Annotated in this window: 16 protein-coding genes, 1 pseudogene and 1 riboswitch; of the genes and pseudogenes, 12 read left to right on the top strand and 5 right to left on the bottom strand. The window is 38.8% G+C overall.

Annotation, left to right across the window (positions count from 1 at the left end; translation table 11 throughout):
• The first annotated feature begins 31 nt into the window (after positions 1 to 31).
• The 3 genes from AJGP001_RS09820 to gap all read left to right on the top strand — a co-directional run bounded on the left by AJGP001_RS09820 (position 32) and on the right by gap (position 4110).
• The gene (locus AJGP001_RS09820) at positions 32 to 940 is read left to right on the top strand and encodes a F510_1955 family glycosylhydrolase (RefSeq protein WP_071153740.1); all 909 of its coding nucleotides are present in this window, start codon (positions 32 to 34) and stop codon (positions 938 to 940) included.
• Positions 941 to 1006: 66 nt separating this feature from the next.
• Entirely contained in the window at positions 1007 to 3085 is a 2079-nt protein-coding gene (locus tag AJGP001_RS09815) for a heavy metal translocating P-type ATPase (protein ID WP_425439662.1), read from the top strand.
• Between the two features lie 20 nt (positions 3086 to 3105).
• Positions 3106 to 4110: a type I glyceraldehyde-3-phosphate dehydrogenase gene (gene gap / locus AJGP001_RS09810; RefSeq protein ID WP_078080478.1), complete on the top strand. Its 1005-nt coding sequence runs from the start codon at positions 3106 to 3108 to the stop codon at positions 4108 to 4110.
• Between the two features lie 364 nt (positions 4111 to 4474).
• Here the strand turns inward: gap and AJGP001_RS09805 are convergent, their stop codons facing one another.
• Positions 4475 to 5419, bottom strand: coding sequence for a nucleotidyl transferase AbiEii/AbiGii toxin family protein (locus tag AJGP001_RS09805; RefSeq protein WP_071153739.1), 945 nt, complete (start codon positions 5417 to 5419; stop codon positions 4475 to 4477).
• Positions 5385 to 6035, bottom strand: coding sequence for a DUF6088 family protein (locus AJGP001_RS09800; RefSeq protein WP_078080477.1), 651 nt, complete (start codon positions 6033 to 6035; stop codon positions 5385 to 5387). The genes AJGP001_RS09805 and AJGP001_RS09800 overlap by 35 nt, the downstream gene beginning before the upstream one ends.
• Positions 6036 to 6288: 253 nt before the next feature.
• Between AJGP001_RS09800 and AJGP001_RS09795 the strand changes: the two genes are divergently transcribed.
• Positions 6289 to 6810 (top strand): DUF2199 domain-containing protein, encoded by a 522-nt coding sequence (locus tag AJGP001_RS09795; RefSeq protein WP_071153737.1) that lies wholly within the window; start codon positions 6289 to 6291, stop codon positions 6808 to 6810.
• A 47-nt stretch (positions 6811 to 6857) separates the two neighbouring features.
• On the opposite strand, the pseudogene AJGP001_RS09790 reads toward AJGP001_RS09795, so the two are convergent.
• Positions 6858 to 7816: pseudogene (locus AJGP001_RS09790) on the bottom strand (IS30 family transposase).
• A gap of 529 nt (positions 7817 to 8345) precedes the next feature.
• On the bottom strand, positions 8346 to 8783 hold the full coding sequence (locus tag AJGP001_RS09785; RefSeq protein ID WP_071153735.1) for a hypothetical protein: 438 nt from the start codon (positions 8781 to 8783) through the stop codon (positions 8346 to 8348).
• Between the two features lie 393 nt (positions 8784 to 9176).
• Positions 9177 to 9277, top strand: a riboswitch (TPP riboswitch).
• A 148-nt stretch (positions 9278 to 9425) separates the two neighbouring features.
• On the opposite strand from AJGP001_RS09785, the gene AJGP001_RS09780 reads away from it, so the two are divergent.
• The 4 genes from AJGP001_RS09780 to AJGP001_RS09765 all read left to right on the top strand — a co-directional run bounded on the left by AJGP001_RS09780 (position 9426) and on the right by AJGP001_RS09765 (position 13478).
• Positions 9426 to 10178 carry a 3-oxoacyl-ACP reductase gene (locus AJGP001_RS09780; protein WP_071153734.1) on the top strand — a complete coding sequence of 251 codons (753 nt, stop codon included), beginning with the start codon at positions 9426 to 9428 and terminating at the stop codon, positions 10176 to 10178.
• 78 nt (positions 10179 to 10256) lie between these two features.
• Positions 10257 to 11564 (top strand): LLM class flavin-dependent oxidoreductase, encoded by a 1308-nt coding sequence (locus AJGP001_RS09775; protein ID WP_078080476.1) that lies wholly within the window; start codon positions 10257 to 10259, stop codon positions 11562 to 11564.
• Between the two features lie 429 nt (positions 11565 to 11993).
• A complete protein-coding gene (locus tag AJGP001_RS09770) occupies positions 11994 to 12437 on the top strand; it encodes a hypothetical protein (protein WP_151897511.1) in 444 nt (147 codons plus the stop codon).
• A 486-nt stretch (positions 12438 to 12923) separates the two neighbouring features.
• The gene (locus AJGP001_RS09765; RefSeq protein WP_078080474.1) at positions 12924 to 13478 is read left to right on the top strand and encodes a hypothetical protein; all 555 of its coding nucleotides are present in this window, start codon (positions 12924 to 12926) and stop codon (positions 13476 to 13478) included.
• 79 nt (positions 13479 to 13557) lie between these two features.
• Here the strand turns inward: AJGP001_RS09765 and AJGP001_RS09760 are convergent, their stop codons facing one another.
• Entirely contained in the window at positions 13558 to 14517 is a 960-nt protein-coding gene (locus tag AJGP001_RS09760; RefSeq protein ID WP_071152936.1) for an IS30 family transposase, read from the bottom strand.
• A 612-nt stretch (positions 14518 to 15129) separates the two neighbouring features.
• Between AJGP001_RS09760 and AJGP001_RS09755 the strand changes: the two genes are divergently transcribed.
• The 4 genes from AJGP001_RS09755 to AJGP001_RS09740 all read left to right on the top strand — a co-directional run bounded on the left by AJGP001_RS09755 (position 15130) and on the right by AJGP001_RS09740 (position 18888).
• A complete protein-coding gene (locus AJGP001_RS09755) occupies positions 15130 to 16047 on the top strand; it encodes a Nif3-like dinuclear metal center hexameric protein (RefSeq protein ID WP_078080473.1) in 918 nt (305 codons plus the stop codon).
• A 384-nt stretch (positions 16048 to 16431) separates the two neighbouring features.
• A complete protein-coding gene (locus AJGP001_RS09750; protein WP_078080472.1) occupies positions 16432 to 16983 on the top strand; it encodes a GNAT family N-acetyltransferase in 552 nt (183 codons plus the stop codon).
• Positions 16984 to 17369: 386 nt separating this feature from the next.
• Entirely contained in the window at positions 17370 to 17909 is a 540-nt protein-coding gene (locus AJGP001_RS09745) for a sigma-70 family RNA polymerase sigma factor (RefSeq protein ID WP_071154265.1), read from the top strand.
• Between the two features lie 4 nt (positions 17910 to 17913).
• Positions 17914 to 18888: a DUF4179 domain-containing protein gene (locus tag AJGP001_RS09740; protein WP_071154266.1), complete on the top strand. Its 975-nt coding sequence runs from the start codon at positions 17914 to 17916 to the stop codon at positions 18886 to 18888.
• Positions 18889 to 19321 lie beyond the last annotated feature (433 nt).

The following is a 19321-nucleotide window of genomic DNA, read 5'->3' as shown; positions in this document are numbered from 1 at the left end:
TAAACAGAGCGAAATGATGGAGGCATAGAAAATGAATAGAAAAAAACGATTTCTGAGCGCAATTTTAAGTGGAATGATTCTAACAGGGTGCAGCAATACTGGAGATGAAAATAGGGAAATCCCTTTTGAAGGTGAATTAAATCACGTTCACGGGATGGGGTATGCGGGAAATGATGGAGGCGTATATTTTGCTTCGCATACAGGTCCCAAGATTTATAGAGAAGGGGAGTGGCTTGCCATCTCCGATAACTTTTTTGATTATATGGGATTTAATGCTGTAGAAGAAGGTTTTTATACATCAGGACATCCGAGTGCGGATTCTGATATGCTGAATCCACTTGGGATTCAAAAAAGTACGGACGGAGGAAAGTCGTTAAAACACATCGCTTTTGAGGGTGAAACGGACTTTCACGCAATGGCTGTAGGCTATACGAGCCAAGATATCTTTCTCTTAAATCCAGAAGAGAATTCATTATTAAAACCAGGTTTTTACAAGAGTAATGACAAAGGAGAGACATGGGAGGCCGTAAATGTGAATGGGTTAGAAGGTGAAGTTTCTGGACTTGCCCTTCATCCAAATGATTCTAGCTTGGTTGCGGCAGCTACTTCTACAGGGATATATGTGTCAGAAGACGGCGGGGAAAATTTTGGTCGTGTAACAGATGAAACCGATCAAGGAACAGCTGTTTTTTATAGTGAAGATTCCTTGTTTTATGCAAGTTACGGTACCAGCGCTTCATTGATTAAATATACAATTGAAACCAAAAAAGAAGAGATTGTCACTTTACCAGAACTTCCGCAAGATGGTGTTGCTTTTATCTTTCAAAATCCAAATGATAGTGAAGAAATTGCGCTGTACACCTTACAAGGGGAAGCTTTTCTAACAAAAGATAATGCAAAAACGTGGTTACCCTTGCTCAATAAAGGAAATGTTCAATAACAACGGAGCCAGTTTTTAAGATTTAACAGATTTAAATTCAAGTCACTAAAATAAGGAGAGTGCTACATGAAGACCGATAACAATAATCATGAAAAACATTCAACTGAACACCATCCGCACAAACAAGAAATGAACACGGAGAAAAAACATTCGACTGATAATCACCAAGGTCATCAAGGTCATCAAGGTCATCAAGGTCATCAAGGTCATCACGATATGGTAGAAGATTTTAAAAAACGTTTTTTTGTATCATTGATTTTAACGATCCCTATCTTGGCATTATCCCCCATGATTCAACAATTTTTAGGAGTCGATTGGCGTTTTGATAATGATATGTATCTCTTATTTGCGTTATCGACCCTAGTGTTCTTTTATGGAGGATGGCCGTTTTTAACAGGTGGCATTCACGAGCTCAAAGAAAAGAACCCGGGCATGATGACGTTAATCGCTTTAGCTATTACAATTGCCTATGGATACAGCACAATGGTGGTATTTGGATGGAACGGCAATCAATTATACTGGGAGCTAGCCACTTTAGTTGTTATTATGCTACTTGGTCATTGGATCGAGATGCGTTCTATCATGGGCGCATCTAACGCACTCGAGCAACTCATCCAATTGATGCCAAACGAAGCTCATAGGATAGACAGAAATAACGAAGTTCAGGATGTACCGTTATCTGAAATCAAAAACAAAGACTGGGTACTCGTAAAGCCAGGCGAAAAAATTCCAGTAGATGGTCAGATTGTAGAAGGTAATTCGACCATTGATGAATCCATGTTGACAGGAGAATCGTTGCCCATTGATAAAGTGGAAGGCGATCAAGTTATTGGCGGTTCAGTGAATAAAGAAGGGTCATTAACTATAGAGGTAGAAAAGACCGGGGAAGCGTCTTATTTATCACAAGTAGTTAAAATGGTTAAGGAAGCTCAAGAATCGAAATCTAGAACACAAGATTTAACCAATCGGGCAGCTAAATGGCTATTTTATTTAGCAATAGTCGCAGGTCTAGCAACATTTACTATTTGGCTGATGCTGGGCTACTCTGTAGATGTTGCAGTAGAACGCATGGTAACGGTCATGGTTATTACATGTCCTCATGCATTAGGGTTAGCAGCACCACTTGTTGTGGCGGTTTCGACTTCTCTATCGGCAAAAAAAGGCTTATTGATTCGAAATCGTACCGGTTTTGAAGATGCACGTAATTTAAATGCGATTGTTTTTGATAAAACAGGAACTTTAACAAAAGGAGAATTCGGAGTTACAAATATTGTGCCGAGTAACGACTTCAAGAAAGAAGACGTGCTAGGTCTTGCGGCTGCAATTGAACAAAATTCGGAACATCCAATCGCAGCAGGAATTGTGAATTCTGCAAAAGAACAAAAACTGACACTAAAACGAGTGAGTGATTTTGAATCGATCACAGGGAAAGGAATACAGGGTCAAGTAGATGGCCAGAAAGTCAATGTAGTCAGTCCAAGGTATGTGAATGACAACAAACTTGTCTACGATCAACACCAGTTCAATGAGTTATCTGCAGAAGGTAAGACCGTTGTATTTGTCTTAGTGAATGACCGACTTGCTGGAATGGTAGCACTAGCCGATATAGTTCGTGAAACTGCAAAAGAAGCCGTATCTGTCTTGAAAGAGCAAGGAATCCACACCATTATGCTGACAGGCGATAATCAGAAAGTGGCAGATTGGGTTGCGAAACAAGTCGGTATCGATGAAGTTTATGCAGAAGTATTGCCAGATGACAAAGCTAATCAAATCAAAAAAATTAAAGAAAAAGGTTGGAAAGTGGCAATGACTGGAGATGGCGTGAATGATGCACCTGCACTTGCAACCGCTAATTTAGGAATTGCGATAGGGGCTGGAACTGACATTGCAATGGAGACCGCAGATGTCATACTTGTCCGAAGCAACCCAAATGATGTCGTTGCATTAATCGATCTATCTAAAAAAACGTATCGGAAAATGATACAGAATTTATGGTGGGCGACCGGGTACAACATTTTTGCCATTCCACTGGCTGCAGGTGTTCTGGCACCATGGGGAATTGTGGTCAGTCCGGCGATTGGTGCCGTATTTATGAGCTTAAGCACGATCATTGTCGCGATTAATGCGAAACTTTTAAAAGCATAAAACTAATGAGGAGGAAAAAAATGACTACAAGAATAGCAATCAATGGATTTGGGCGTGTAGGAAGAACGACATTCAGAAGGTTATTAGATACCCATTCAGAACTAGAACTAGTTGCTGTTAACGATTTGGCCACTGTTGAAAACTTAGCTTATTTATTGGAATTTGACACAACTTATGGTCGATTAAAACACGATGTTAAGGTACATGAGAATGCCTTGATTATTGATAATAAGAAAATTAACTTTTACCAAGAAGCTGATGCTGCAAATCTTCCGTGGGATGAATTGCAAATTGATATCGTGTTAGAAGCAACAGGGATTTATAAAACTGCTGATAAGGCTCAGGTACATCTTGATGCAGGTGCTAAAAGAGTAATTATAACTGCCCCAGCAGATGAAGAAACAAAAATGGTCGTTTATGGTGTGAATCAGGACATTGTTACAAAGGAGGACTTGATACTTTCTTCAGCTTCTTGTACAACCAATGACCTAGCTCCAGTTGCGAAAGTGTTGCATGATAATTTTGGGATTGTGACGGGTTATATGACGACAATTAAAGCTTATACACCTTCACAAAAATTACATGATAGCCCGCATTCGGATATGAGACGCGGACGTGCTGGAGCAATGAATGCAATTCCAACTTCTACAGGTGCAGCGAAAGCTGTCGGAAGAGTCATTCCTGAATTAAATGGAATTATTGATGGAACAGCGGTGAGAGTACCACTTTTAGGTGGGGCAATCGTAGAGTTTTATACAAACTTAGAAAGAAAAGTAACAATTGAAGAAGTAAATAAAGCTATGAAAGAAGCTTCAAATCCATCTTTTGAATACTCCGAAAAACTAATTGTGTCCTCCGATGTCATTGGAACTTCAGCGGGTGCAGTTTTTGATGCAACATTAACGGATATCGTTGAAAATGGAGATAAGCAGCTTGTCAAAACCGTTTCTTGGTACGACAGCGAATATGGATTTGTATCCAACCTAGTTCGTTTAACTGAACATTTAGCTAAAATTATTAAATAAGTATCAAACGCATGATGCACCAGAAGGTTAGTTTAGAGGCATTAAAAAAACGTGTTCTTTATTAATGAAAGTTGCACGAATAGTTAAAGAATATAGGCGTATCTTTCTAGTAAGAAAGATACGCCTATATTTGTAGAAAAGTAGCGTTCATTTCTCTATTTAGCCTAGAGATAATAAGGTATTGAAATTTCAGTTTACATATTCCGGATTATCGGAAGCAGAACCACTTATTAATTAAGCTGAACAATTCACTGAAGCTTGATAGGAAGGAGTAACTCCGGTCTTTTCGATTACAAATTAAAAACCATAGCTTTCATATTTTCGATGAAAAACGCCCAACCAGCTAACTGGTTGGACGTTATATTTAGATGATAGTTGGCAGAAAGTCACTGTCGATTATTTTTTTCAAGCTATCGATGGTTTCTATATAAGACACGTCTTCTGACAAGAATGTTTTCGTATTGCGATTAAAGTCTTGCTTATAAAAATCCGTCCGAATGATTTCGTTCAGTGTTTTTTTTAGTTCGTAGCCAGACCGACAGGAAGCCGTATCCCGACCGTCTCTTCGAATCTCGATCACTTCAGGAACCAACCTTTTTAATCCTTCTGTATCAACGAATCCACTTCTCACAATCATATGAAGATCATACAGGTGTCTCGAATAACGAGTACTTTCTTTTTTCTCGTAATAATCACAGATGGCAAAGATTTTATCCAGAAACGTTCGATCAATAGTCTGCACATTAGCCGCGAAAGGTTTCATCCCGTATTCATCCAGAAACCGTTCTTTTTCTGCTTCGTCTCCCTCTGCCGATAGGACAAACTTTGTGATGTAATTACTGACCTCAAGCTGTTCGAATGGAAAAGGTTGATAAGCAACATTCGTTTCCACAAGAATATGAGGTGACATCTCGCTGTCACCTTCAAATGCTTTTCGATAGCCAATTTCATACTCATTGAATTCTCGACCAGATCGAATATTTTCCGGGTTAAGCAATGCAAAGCCGAGGTCCTGAATGACAGATTCAATCGCCGTCTTCAGCTTCTTTTTTTCGCTTCTCGGCAGCTTATTGCTTTCTCCCAGCGGAACGCTAAGATCTAAATCCTCTGAGAAACGCTTGATAACATCGTAACATTTAGAAAGCGAGGTGCCGCCCTTAAATACAATGCCAGGAAAGGTGGAGACCAGCTGCTTCAGAAATAGCGATACATAATAATCCTTTTCAATCTGGAAATTCTGTAATCCAGAAGCGGCAGCTGCCGACCGGATCAACTCAATGAATAACTCGTTCTCTTCGTGCAATCGCATCAAATAACCCCAATTCGTAGACTCTCAGTTTTGTTTTGGTCGGGTAAGCACTCAGATATTCTTTTACTTCCCTCACACTCATTGAAACATCTCCTAGATATGCCAGGATATTCTCTTCTACTGCTTCAAGCGGTTTTTCGCTGTACTGCTCGTAATTAGTCAATAGGTCAAGCACTTGAAGAAGCTTATAGTTGGATTTATTCACACTTACTCTCGATTTTCGAATGATAAACCGTTTTTTGTAGATGTTCACTTCCCGCTTTGCAGCGGAAGCATTATTTGTCACGATGGTTGCCACCGCTGCTGTTTGGGAAGTCAGGCCCAAAGCATTGGCGAAATTAGTGCCTGACTTGTAACCGATAATACGATCCCGGTCCTCCAAAAATTTCTTTCGAATAACTAGGTCTGTATCTAACACAGCCGAGCCAAACATCGGCTTCTTTTTTGGAATGAAATAGATGCCGTTCTGGACTTTCGTAAGCAGACCTTTGTCAGAAAGTCGCTTAATATATTGTCTAAGTGTATTTGGATTCAGATTGAGCTCCTCTTTTAGTTGCTCCGTTAGAATGGGTTCATCGTATCCATATTTATTTACTAGATATTGATAGAGCTCCATTGGTTTTCACCTCTTTTTTATATTGTAACATATTTATTATTAAAATATAAAAAAACGTTACAAAGTGTGTTCTTGAAACTTAAAGATGAATGACTATTTCCCCTAAGTGTTCGGAAAAGTGTACTTTTACGAACACTTTCTATTTCCAAAATTAACTAGCTATCTCTAGTCTGATTCAGTATATTTGAAATAAAGAAAAAATCTTACCAAATGAATTTTTTTAAAAGAACCAGTTGAAAAGGAGTAGTAAACGATGAGTGAAATTGAACAAGGATATTTCTGCAAGATTTGTGGAGAACACCACGAGGAGCTTCCTATGAGTTATGGAAGCCCAGTGCCCGATTACTGCGAGGACATTCCAGAAGAGGAATGGGAAAGCCGGATTGAGATGAATGAAGATTTGTGCATTGTGGATGATGAACATTTCTTCATCCGAGGAGCAATTGAAATTCCCGTAACTGATGACGAAGGGCCATTTATCTGGGATATATGGGTTTCCTTGAGTGAATCCAATTTTGAGTTAACAACGGAGTACTGGGCAACGGAAGGACGAGAACGAAAATTGGATCCCATGTTCGGCTGGTTATCAACCTCCATTCCGTGTTATCCCGAAACGCTGGAATTGAAAACGATGGTCCACACACGTTCGGTCGGAATGCGTCCCTTCATTGAATTGGAACCGACGAGCCATCCAATGGCCATTGAGCAAAGAAACGGCATCACCATGGATCGGATCAAGAAAATTGCAGAAGAATTATGCCAACCGGATGAGTAATTCATAGGTTCAGCATCGAAGGAAAAGTTTTTAGAAAATTCCGTTTGTCAATTTAAGCTAGACAGGCCCATTCCATTCAGGTGACTCAAAAATGCCTCCAAGGGTGTGCGATAATCCAGCGACTTCCGTGGGATGTTATTCCGTTTGTCAGCCACTGAGGAAATGAACGTTTGGTCCACCTGGTTGAAGTCCATTTCCTTTGGCAGGCCGTCTTTTCGCAAGAGGCCGTTGGAGTTTTCATTCAAGGCACGCTGGGAAGGCGTGCCGGGATCCGCAAAGTAAATCGAGACGTCGTGCTGGTTGCACAGCGGTTTCCAATTGGAGAATTCCTTCCCACAATCAAACGTGATGGATTTGAACAGATTTTTTGGGATTCCTTGAAACCACTGGTTCAAAGCGGTTTCGATATCGCACGCCTTGCGTCCTGCAGGCTTGATGGCGATGATGACTTTCGTCAGCCGTTCTACCAGTGTGATCACTGCACTTTTGTGGCGGACGCCCACAATGGTGTCGCCCTCGATGTGCCCGAACTCTTCTTTGAACGAAGGATAATCGGTTTCCCGGTCGGAAATATGCCGTTTGAACGCCTGTTTTCCGCGGCGTTCCTCGTGACCATTGGGTTTCCGTTTGCCTTTCATGGGCAGTGTGGCAACATCAAAGACCCGATTTTTGAACATGCGGTAGATGGTGCGCACGGAACAGTCGATCGCTGTCTCGGCGCGTCCCACAATGACATCAGGCGTCCAGCCCTGCGCCACCTTGTCTTGAATATAGGTCATTTGTTTCTTCGGCAAAACGATTTTTTGGCGTCCGCAGCGTTTCTTGTTTTTCTTGTATTGTGTGTAAAAGTCGAGGCTGTATGTCCCAATTTCAGGAAATTGATGACCTTGTAAATTGGCTGCCTGGAACGTTTCATTTGATTTGCGATAATCGCCACGGGTATGTTTTGGCGGTGATAGGATTCTATCATCACCAGTTCATCCGTGGTAAGATGGGTGTAGGTCATTCGTGGTCACTCCTCTGTTTTTCTTTGGTCGGAAAATACATGTAGAGTGTACCATGAATGACTTTTTTAGTTGTCTAGCTTAATTTTACAATCGGCGCAACTAAAAAAGAATTGCCTTGTTTGGAGACAATCACTAGAATAAACGGAAAATCGGACTGGTTGGACATTTCCATTCCACAAGCTGCACTTGAGAAGGCATTTCCATATCGTTATCCTCTGACAACTGATAAAAATAAACAATCAATGAAGCATATGAACGGTTAGCAGAGACCGTCTACAGCAGGTCTCCCTTCAACATGGCGATAATTGGCGAAGAAATTTCGGGGGAAACAAATCAAAAAGAACTGACTCTGGGCCTTATGCAAAATAAAGACTACATGACCTTTATACTTCCGAATTCATTGCTAGATAGGCTCGGACTGAATGCGAGGGAAACAGTGCTGTCTAATCAACTAAGGATATTTTAATAACTTCAGAACGAATGTAACTTAATGTGAATTAAGTTACATTCGTTTCTTTAACGTCATTGCTATTCAATGTGTTGGGGATCTATCCCATTTTCCAATAGAACTTCAGCATTATCTCCATTTTCCTTACCCCAGAAACTTAATTGTTTGATAGCTGATTCAGTTACTTTATACTCGTAGACTATCATCGGCTCGTTATTAAAAATTACATGCAAAAATTTAATTTTCTTTATTTCGTAATCATCTGTATCGAAAATCTCCCAAGACTCGCCATTAAATGTATTAGTTAAGTGAGTATCTAATTGCTGAATAGCCTCGTTTGTTTGATTCTCCACTATAATCAGGCGGGTGGAGTAAAAAATGATTGAGCCTATTAAAATAAAACCTGCTGCTATTAAAATAAGGATTTTTAACGGTTTTCTCAAAAAAAGGGCTACTACACTTAGTAACGCCGTCACAACTAGAATAAAGCTTATTTCGATTATTGTGGTTGGCTGCATCTATTTCTCCTCATTCCAATTCTATTATTTAATTAAATATAACAGCTAAATTGTTTATTAGTTATAATAATTCGAAAACATAAACTCAAAAAAATTTTAGCGATCGAATGTAACTTAATCCTAATTAAGTTATATTCATTTCCTTGATTCTACTGGCTTTACGAGGAAATCATTCCGAACTAATTTCATAAGAAAAAATGATACATTCAGAATACTGTTCTGTAAGGTTTAAAACTTGAATCTCAAAAGATGTAGGTTTACATATCGCAGCTTATCGGAAAAAGAGAAGCTGCATCAAAAGCTTATCGTCGGAAATATGATGAGTTATTCTACTTGACGGTTGCAGCTTGACATAAAATTCTAAAGACTATACATTGTTGAAGACAACTTAAATATATTCACTAGGGGTGTTATTTAACTGAGATGAGTGTTTACTCAAACCCTTTGAACCTGAACTAGTTAACACTAGCGTAGGAAAGTGTAGGCTCTAATACATACTAGAAGACTGATGATGTCTTATTTTTACTATGTAGTTATCTGTATTTACGCAACTTTCCTATTAGGAAGGTTGCGTATTTTTTTGTTTTTCTATCATTTTATTATTTGAGTTTCAGCAAGATTAAAAATATAGGAGTGGATATGATGAGTAGAACAGTATTGGTAACAGGCAGTAGTAGAGGTTTAGGAGCTTCTATTGTAAAGGTATTGGCACAACAAGGATTTAAAGTAGTTATCAACTACTATAAAAGCGAAAGCGCTGCTGCTGAGCTCGTTTCTGAGATCGGTAAAGAGAATGCTATTGCAATTCGTGCAGATGTCACGAATCGTAAAGAAGTAGACGTATTGGTAAAGAAAGCGACGGAGTATTTTGGTCGAATAGATGTCGTAGTTAACAACGCATTAGTAGACTTTAAATTTGATCCAACCAAACAGAAGTCCTTTACAGAACTAACTTGGGATGATTATCAAAAACAGCTAAATGGTACGTTAAAGGCTGCATTCAATGTAGTTCAAAGTGTTATACCTCAATTTATTGAACGACAAAATGGAGGCATCATAAGTATTGGTACGAATTTATACCAGAATCCTGTCGTGCCTTACCACGAATATACAACAGCTAAGGCAGGGTTAATTGGTTTTACCCGTAATATCGCTTCCGAATTAGGACAATATGGTATAAGGGCGAATGTGGTTTCGGGTGGATTATTAAAAACGACGGATGCCAGTGCTGTTACAACGCCAGAAGTATTCGATTTCATCGCTCAATCGACGCCATTGAAAAAGGTGACGACACCTGAAGATGTAGCCAATATGGTCGCATATTTATGTTCAAAAAATGCGGATGGTATTACGGGTCAGAATTTCATAGTAGATGGCGGTTTGACAATGAATTAACAATTCAAATTGCCAAAGAAAATTTAAAAAAACGGAGATGCAAAACCGTTCATTATGATGTATTTTGAGGTGAAATAAATGGCGAAAACTAAAGGTAAACAACTTCACTTAGGTGTTTTGCTGTATGGATGTGGACATCATCAAGCTGCTTGGTTAATGCCTGACTCAAGCGTCGAGCGCATTGGTGATATTTCCTATTATCAATCCTTAGCACAGGTAGCTGAAAAAGGTTACTTTGATGCTGTGTTTTTTGCTGACAATCAATCATTTCCAGCTAACGATTCTAATGAAATGCCGGCATTTTGGTTTGATCCCATAGTCAATTTGACAGCAATTTCTCAAGTGACAAATCATGTGGGATTAGTCACAACCATTTCAAGTACTTTTTCTAATCCTTTCACAGCTTCACGACAGCTATTAAGTTTAGACCACATTACCAAAGGTCGTGTTGGTTGGAATCTTGTTACGTCAATGAGGGATTGGGAAGCACTAAATCATAGTATGGAAGAGTTACCTGCTCGTGATAAACGTTATGAGAAGGCTGATGAATTCGCTACTTTAATGAATAAGCTATTTCTATCATGGGATAGTAATGAGTTTCTTCATGATCGAGCAGAAAAACAGTTAATCAACCCTTTAAACATACAACCTGTCAATCATAAAGGTACCTATTTTAAAGTGGCAGGTCCTTCCACTACGCCAAAAAGTCCGCAAGGCAAACCAGTAGCCATGCAAGCTGGGGCCTCTAAACAAGGCATTGAGTTAGCTGCGAAATATGCGGATGCAGTCTACTCAGTGTCTTGGAATTTAAACCAAGCGAAAAAGTTCCGTGACAAATTGGCTGAACAAGCTAAAAGAAATGAAGACGGCAATCGACACATTAAAATATTCCCAGGCTTAGTAACGTATGTTGGCCGTACTCATGAAGAAGCGCTAGCCAAAAAAGCAGCATTGGATGAAAAATTACCTATTGAAACTGCTTTAAAACAATTGAGTCTCTTTATTCAACAAGATTGTTCTAGTTGGGAAATCGATAAAAAAGTACCTCAATTACCCCCGGTAGAAGAATTTACGGGTCCAGTTGGACGTTACGAAACAATACTGGAAATTATTAATGATACTCAACCTACAGTGAAAGAACTATTAGGATATCTCAATGCAGGCGGTGGTCATTTCACGCTGATTGGCACCCCAAAAGAAATCGTAGACCAGATGGCGGTCTGGCTTGAAGCGGGTATGGCAGATGGATTTAATCTCATGCCACCTACATTACCCGGTAGTTTAGAAGACTTCGTTGAACTAATTGTCCCTGAAATGCAAAAAAGAGAAATCTTCAGAAAGCAATATGATGGGCATACTTTCCGTGAACATCTAGGATTAGAATAATGAATTATTATAAAATGAAGGGACTAGTGAAGGAGGTAAGATATCGGAGAGCGTAAAGTATCTTGTGTAAATAAATTAAGAAGAGAGTTTTCATCAAATACTCAATTTACATATCATGAATTATCGGAAGTAGCAACAGATCTTAGGTAAACGAAGCTGGGCATTAGCAGGCTCCGTCGCTTAGACATCGAGCAGCAGTTTTGCAAAAGTAGGACCGAGATGGAAATTTTCTGAAGTGGGGAATTACTAAACATGCAGATCCAAACAAAAGGTACTCGAAAAAGCAGAGAAATGGTGGTAACGTTTTAACAGTAAAACGAGGTCCAAGGAATAAAATGATTAGACTTGAAAGAAGATTAGTTGAAAGGTATCCCGGACCTGAGAACAAAGAAAGAAGGGCAGGTAAAAGGAAAAGGAAGATGTAAAAAAATGAATAATAAACCAGATTATTATTTGACAATGGGTTCAGAATTGGGCGATCCTACTTTAGGCAAAGTTTTACTACCTCATGTTATTGAATTAAATCGATTGTTAGGTATGTACTGCAACAAAATTTATTGCTCAGAACTTGAGGAGATAGCTCTTACTCTAAGAGTAGGAGGAGAAATATGGATTATTGATTTTGAAGGTTGCAAAAATATGTGGTTAAGTAAGAAAAAGAAATATATCGCTTTGGAAATCGGCATGCCACCTGAAAAATGGAGGAACAAATCCAGTGAAGAATTGCGAGAATTTATCATGTTTTACTTCTCAGAGGCACTAGAGATGATCGTTAAAAGAATCCGCAAGGAAAAATGGGATATCAAAGAGATAGAATTAAAGCATGACTTCAGTATAGTAAGAAAGATGTTTCTTAATAAAAGCATAGAATAATTGGTAGATAAACCATGGTTGAGGGGAATTATAAAGGAACTCATCCATGGTTTTTCTTTTCTTCTAAACTTCAAACTCTACCGGAAAATATTACGTTAAAAATAAAGTTCTCAATTAAAAGGATTTTTAGGCATAAAAAGTTGGCAAATCCAAAAGATATAAGACTCTGCCAAAGCAATTTCAGATGTCATTAAACAATTTTATATGTTTGCAAAATATCAATTTAACGAATAAAGATGAATTTAATTTAGTTTACATATCGCAGCTTATCGGAAGTTTATAAAAGCAAACTGGAGAAGATACTGGTTCTAAGCATCTTCTTTTTTCATTCATGTAGGTGTACTTTTAAGGACGGTTAATAAAATATATGGCAAAGAAGAAAGACTAAACTGGATTGTAAGAATTTCCTGTTTTTTGAATGGGTTTATATGGTATGTTGAGGAGAAAAAGAGTTGCTGAAATACGAAGCTCTAAAGGAGAGATGCTATGAAAAAGAGATTATTTATTTTCTTTTCGTCACTTATTGCTTTAATTACTACAGGTTACCTCATATTCCTGTTCATGTTTTATTATGAACCCACTCCTAGTAAAGACAATGTTGAAGAAATGGTAAGCGCAAAAGATCTTGCGGAATTCGGGGAGGTTGAGGGATCATATCTACTAACTCCAAGAAACTATGGTTTTTACAATAAAGATAGCATTTATATCGTAGAACAGTACTTAGAAAAAAGTGAGGAGTATGATCAGCAATATGTATTAATAGAAGAGGGTTTGGAATTAACGGAGGATGATAAGCAGACTATCAACCAACTCCATGCCAAAGATGAATTGCAAGCTGGTTACGTAGATGATCTAAAAGTAATATCAAAGCATCGAATGTCTGTCTATAAAAATAATGAAAAAGTTGAAGAAAATTGGCTTTTTAAAATTACCTATAAAAATGATGAAGATTACTTTTTGACTTTTATTCATTCCGAAAATATAAAAGAAGGAAAATTTAATTTTTTTACCGAAGGATATGAACAGTTTCTACAGTTTTAGTGTATTGACATTTTACTGATTTGAAAATTAGCTCTGCGTAAAGAATATTGGAAATTTCCTTTTCATATAATTCCGTTTGTCAATTTAAGCTAGACAGACCCATTCCATTCAGGTGACTCAAAAATGCCTCCAAGGGTGTGCGATAATCCAGCGACTTCCGTGGGATGTTATTCCGTTTGTCAGCCACTGAGGAAATGAACGTTTGGTCTACCTGGTTGAAGTCCATTTCCTTTGGCAGGCCGTCTTTTCGCAAGAGGCCGTTGGAGTTTTCATTCAAGGCGCGCTGGGATGGCGTGCCGGGATCCGCAAAGTAAATCGAGACGTCGTGCTGGTTGCACAGCGATTTCCAATTGGAGAATTCCTTCCCACAATCAAACGTGATGGATTTGAACAGATTTTTTGGGATTCCTTGAAACCACTGGTTCAAAGCGGTTTCGATATCGCACGCCTTGCGTCCTGCAGGCTTGATGGCGATGATGACTTTCGTCAGCCGTTCTACCAGTGTGATCACTGCACTTTTGTGGCGGACGCCCACAATGGTGTCGCCCTCGATGTGCCCGAACTCTTCTTTGAACGAAGGATAATCGTTTTCCCGGTCGGAAATATGCCGTTTGAACGCCTGTTTTCCGCGGCGTTCCTCGTGACCATTGGGTTTCCGTTTGCCTTTCATCGGCAGTGTGGCAACATCAAAGACCCGATTTTTGAACATGCGGTAGATGGTGCGCACGGAACAGTCGATCGCTGTCTCGGCGCGTCCCACAATGACATCAGGCGTCCAGCCCTGCGCCACCTTGTCTTGAATATAGGTCATTTGTTTCTTCGGCAAAACGATTTTTTGGCGTCCGCAGCGTTTCTTGTTTTTCTTGTATTGTGTGTAAAAGTCGAGGGCTGTATGTCCCAATTTCAGGAAATTGATGACCTTGTAAATTGGCTGCCTGGAACGTTTCATTTGATTTGCGATAATCGCCACGGGTATGTTTTGGCGGTGATAGGATTCTATCATCACCAGTTCATCCGTGGTAAGATGGGTGTAGGTCATTCGTGGTCACTCCTCTGTTTTTCTTTGGTCGGAAAATACATGTAGAGTGTACCATGAATGACTTTTTTAGTTGTCTAGCTTAATTTTACAATCGGCGTAACGATAAAATTTTTAATTAGTGCCGGCAGTCAGTATACCTAATAACATAGGTTTACATATCAGAATTTATCAGAAGTTTTAAAATGATTTTAAATAGCGATCCCATAAATCTCGAAATTAAACAGTCAAAAGAATTTACAGAAACTCTTTTTAAAATATTCTCTGGGATGAATTGACAAAAAAAGAAACGAACTATATGCTAATTGAAAGATAATTTCCGAATGCAATGATGAGGACACAAATTTTTCTGACCGGTTTACAGAAAGGGAAGTAACGCTGAGAACTTCCTAACGCTGCAGAAAGATTTACCACCTTTGAGTAGTACCTGTGAAAAAAGAGTAATAGGTACCGCAGAAGCTGCGATAAAGCTGAAACAGAGCCGCCAACTTGTTTGTTTGAGTTGATGGGAAGCTGGGTGGAACCACGAGACCAAAACACACTCGTCCCTTTTAGAGGGATGCGTGTGTTTTTTTATTTCATTTTATAGATCATGCAAAAAGGAGGAGAAACTTAGTGAAATTACAACAAATCGTACAGAAATTAAATGCTGAACTTCAAATAGCAGCATTTGGACCAGATCCGGCTTTTAGCCGTCTTATTCCCGCTGTGTATGACCAAGTAAATTTTGAATGGAAGTCGGCTTTTGAGGAAGAGTTCAGTAAACTATTTAATGGCTTAATGATTAAAGGCGCTCCTGAGACAAAACGAGTTTTCCTAGCCGTTTTTCCGACAGATTATGTATTAGAACAATTTATCGCTCAGAGCAGCGAAGGAGACTTGCTGTTTATGCACCATCCTTTATTGATGGAATGTGGAGATCCACAGGGCAGGTGGGGAGAAGGCTTCGTCCCAATTAAAGAGATGTATATTAAACTAATGAAAGAGAAACAATTATCTTGCTATACATGCCATATTCCGCTGGATTATCATCCCAATTTGGGGATAAGCATGGCAATTGCCAATCAACTAAACGCAAAAGTGGTGGACGGTATTCTACCAGGGAGCGTCAATAACCAGGATCTTGTCCTCATTTGTACCATTGAGAACTTAAATTCAAATGAATTGATAGAAAGATTGAAAAAGATTTTTGATCTTCCATATATTGATTTTGAAGGGCAAGCCCTAGAAGAAATATCAAAAATAGCGATTGTAGCAGGCTGTGGAGATAAAGTGCATTGGATGCAAGAAGCGGAAAAGAAGGGCGTACAGGCATACATCTCGGGCGAAATCCATTGTCATATCAATAATGAATATGGGAGAGAACGGTATGACCAAATTAAAGAATATGCTTCAGAATCCTCTATGTCGCTTATTGGAGTTTCTCATTCAGCATCCGAGTATTTGGTCAAAAAGACCTTAATAAAAGATTGGTTCGAAGAAAACCTAGGTGTGGAGACTGTCTTGATTCCTCAAGAAAAGTGGTGGTTGTAGAATTGTAGGCACTTCTTGAAAAGGAACTTCGATTTTACATATGACCCCTTATCGGAAGGAAGGAGCTCAAGAATGAGCTTCTTTTCTTTTGTATTAACAAAAGTGTGCTTTTGCGAACGCTAATCTGTTCTGCGAAATTAAATAATTAACAATGAACATTATAATCTTTATGGGTGATGATAATTTTTAAACCATTAAGGATTTCATTTGTAGAGTATTTTGAAAAAACCAATAATTACAAACGGTCTCAATGATATAATTAAACCACTTCATAGAAAGGTGTGATAGGTATGAAAAACGCAAAAATATATAAGGTGATTGAAAAGTAGATTGATTTAATCTTCTTTTCAATCGTATGAATAAAAAATTGAAAAGAGGACTCGTATGTATAAAGATGAAGAATTAGCAATTCGTCCTGTGGAGGAAAGAGACCTTCCAGTACTTTGGGAATTAATCTACAAAGAAGATGCGCCAGAATGGAAAAAGTGGGATGCTCCATATTTCCCCCATAAATCCAAGCCTTACGAAAAATTTCTCGAAACCGCACCAATGCTGGTGGATCAGGAGAATTTTTGGGTCATTACAAGCAACGATATAGTTTGTGGGATTGTCTCTTACTATTTTGAAGACGAACATTCTAAATGGTTAGAGGTAGGAATTGTCATTCACGAAGGGCGAAATTGGAATAAAGGGATCGGAACTCGCTCTCTGAGACTTTGGCTTGATCATATCTTTAACTCATTGCCACTCGTAAGGGTGGGGTTGACCACTTGGTCCGGCAATGAAAGAATGATTCGGGTTGGAGAAAAATTAGGGATGCAGCTAGAAGCTCGGATTAGAAAAGTGCGTTTTTATGAAGATAATTATTATGACTCCATTCGTATGGGAATTTTAAGAGAAGAATGGGAAGCTTTGGACCTTACTGCAAATATTTAAATGTACAATAAGTGATGCTGAATTATCCCCTCAATGGCTGCTACTTTAATAAAGTGCCTCTATTAAAGGGTTTTCAACTTTTAAACCGCGAATCCTAATGATACATAACTCTCCAAAAACTATAATAGTACCGTTCATTAATTAGTTTACAGATCAAAACTTATCAGAAGAGAAGAAGTTCAAGCGAGAACTTCTTCTTTTTTGTTCGAGTAAGTGTACTTTTACGAACGGTTTGAGCACAGGGAGATTCTGAGATTGTCACTGAATTTGCAGTGCGATGCTATTGTTATAAAAAGATCTTCTGCTAATTGAAAAAAGTGATAGAATCCTTCTTTTTCATTCGTATTAGAGAGTAAGAAAGAAAAACTGCGAAAGGGGGATGCCAGTTGAAGATTACTGAAGACAACGTGGTGCAGCAAGTGAGAGAAGGAAACGAGAATGCGTTGTCCTTCATCATACAAACATATGGCGGATTGCTGAACACCATTATCCGAAGATACATGTACGGAAACCATCAGGATTTCGAAGAATGCATGGATGATGTGCTCTTGGCAATTTGGCAGCATATCCATTCTTATAATCCTCAGAAGAATGAATTCAAGCAGTGGGTGGCGGCCATAGCCAAATTCAAAGCGATTGATTATCAGCGGAAGGCCGATCGAATCCGTAACCGGACGGTTGCCACCGAGATAGATGATGACCTCTACCCTTCCTCAACTCAACCGAGCTATGAGGAGGAAGTGGAAGAACTCTTGAGTGGATTAAGTCAAAAAGAGCGTGACATCTTTTCAAAGTACTATCTGGAGGAAGTACCTCTAAGGGAAATCGCTTCACAGTTCCAGGAAAAAGAATCCTGGGTACACAACAAATTATCGTGCGGAAGAAAGAAATTAAAAAAAATGGTGATTTTGAAGAATGGAGGGTGATGGCATGTCAATTTATGACGAATTGAACGATCTTCAATTAGACGTATCAAAATTTGAGGAAACTCCTATGACAAAACTGGAGGAAAAGCAGTGGGAAAAGCGAGTAAAGAGCAAACTTCCACATAAAAAACAATCAAAAAAATGGCGGGGGAAAGTGATGGGAGCATTAGTAGTATTTGGAATCGCAGGATTTGTGGTCCAACCTTCGCTGGCGGATATGCCCTTTATCGGAAAACCGATTGAGGAGTACATTACAGGTAATGAATCCTTGAATTATGACACTTACAAGACCGCAATCGGAGAGACAGCAGAAAATGCATACGGGAAAATGACCGTTAATGAAATCATGGTGGATGGCGATCGACTTTTAATCAGTTCCACTTTTGAACCTGCAGAGGGAACCGAATTTACCTCAGAGAACTTCCTTCTTCCAAAGACCAAAATAAACGGTGAGGAAGTGGGAATAACGAATGGCGGGCAGACTATCGAGATGAGTGATTCAATGTATGCCATCTACGGAACCATTGGACTGGAAAATATTCCGCAGAGCGAAACGGTTCAGTTGGAAGTAACCTATGACACACTAAACTGGGATACCACTTTGGAACAACCATTTGTGTTCGATATTGAAGTGTCCCAAGCGCAATTGATGGAGGAAACGCAAATCATTGAGTTGAACAAGTCTATCGTGATGGACGATGGAAGCGAAATGATGATTGAGAAAGTCGTTATTACACCGGTCTCTGTAAATGTTTATGGACAAAGCCCACAGGCAACCTCTGCACCTCAGCAGACATTCAAGATCATCTCCGAAAGTGGGGAGTGGCTGCCGAATGAGAAAACACCTGTATCGGAAAAAAATGAAGAAGAATTTGTGGTACGATTCATGCCATTGAATCTCAAAGCAGATAGCTTCTCGATTGTTCCCTATGACGAGATTGAGTCGAAGGTAATTGGCACTGCACTAAAAGTTCAGTAAGAAAATGACTGCTTCTCAACCCGTCCAGCTAAGTAGTTAAAGTTGGACGGGTTATTTTAGTTCACTTCTCGTTATAAAAATGGGCTGCATATCAAAAGAAAAATATAAACTTGTATTAATTAGTAGTTTACATATCATAACTTATCGGAAGAGAAGAAGCTCAAGTATGAGTTTCTTTTTTTGTATTTGCGAGAGTGTATTTTTACAAAAGGTTATTTAATTGAGAAATGTTCTATCTGATATCGTTTTTATCTAAGTAGCAGTTGTTGACAAATATTCTATAATAATTTAATCTTTATTTACATATTCAAACGAATATTAGAGTGTTATTTGAAGAATTAAAAAAGAAAAGCGCTGTTCTAATTATGAAGTAGAATAAAATCGATTTTTTATCAGTAATTTTTATGCCTTCTAACAGCTGAAAATAGAGGTC

The organism is Planococcus faecalis, assembly GCF_002009235.1.
GTDB lineage: Bacteria > Bacillota > Bacilli > Bacillales_A > Planococcaceae > Planococcus > Planococcus kocurii.
Note: the sequence above shows the minus strand (reverse complement) of the source record. Positions and strands in the feature narration are given on the sequence as shown.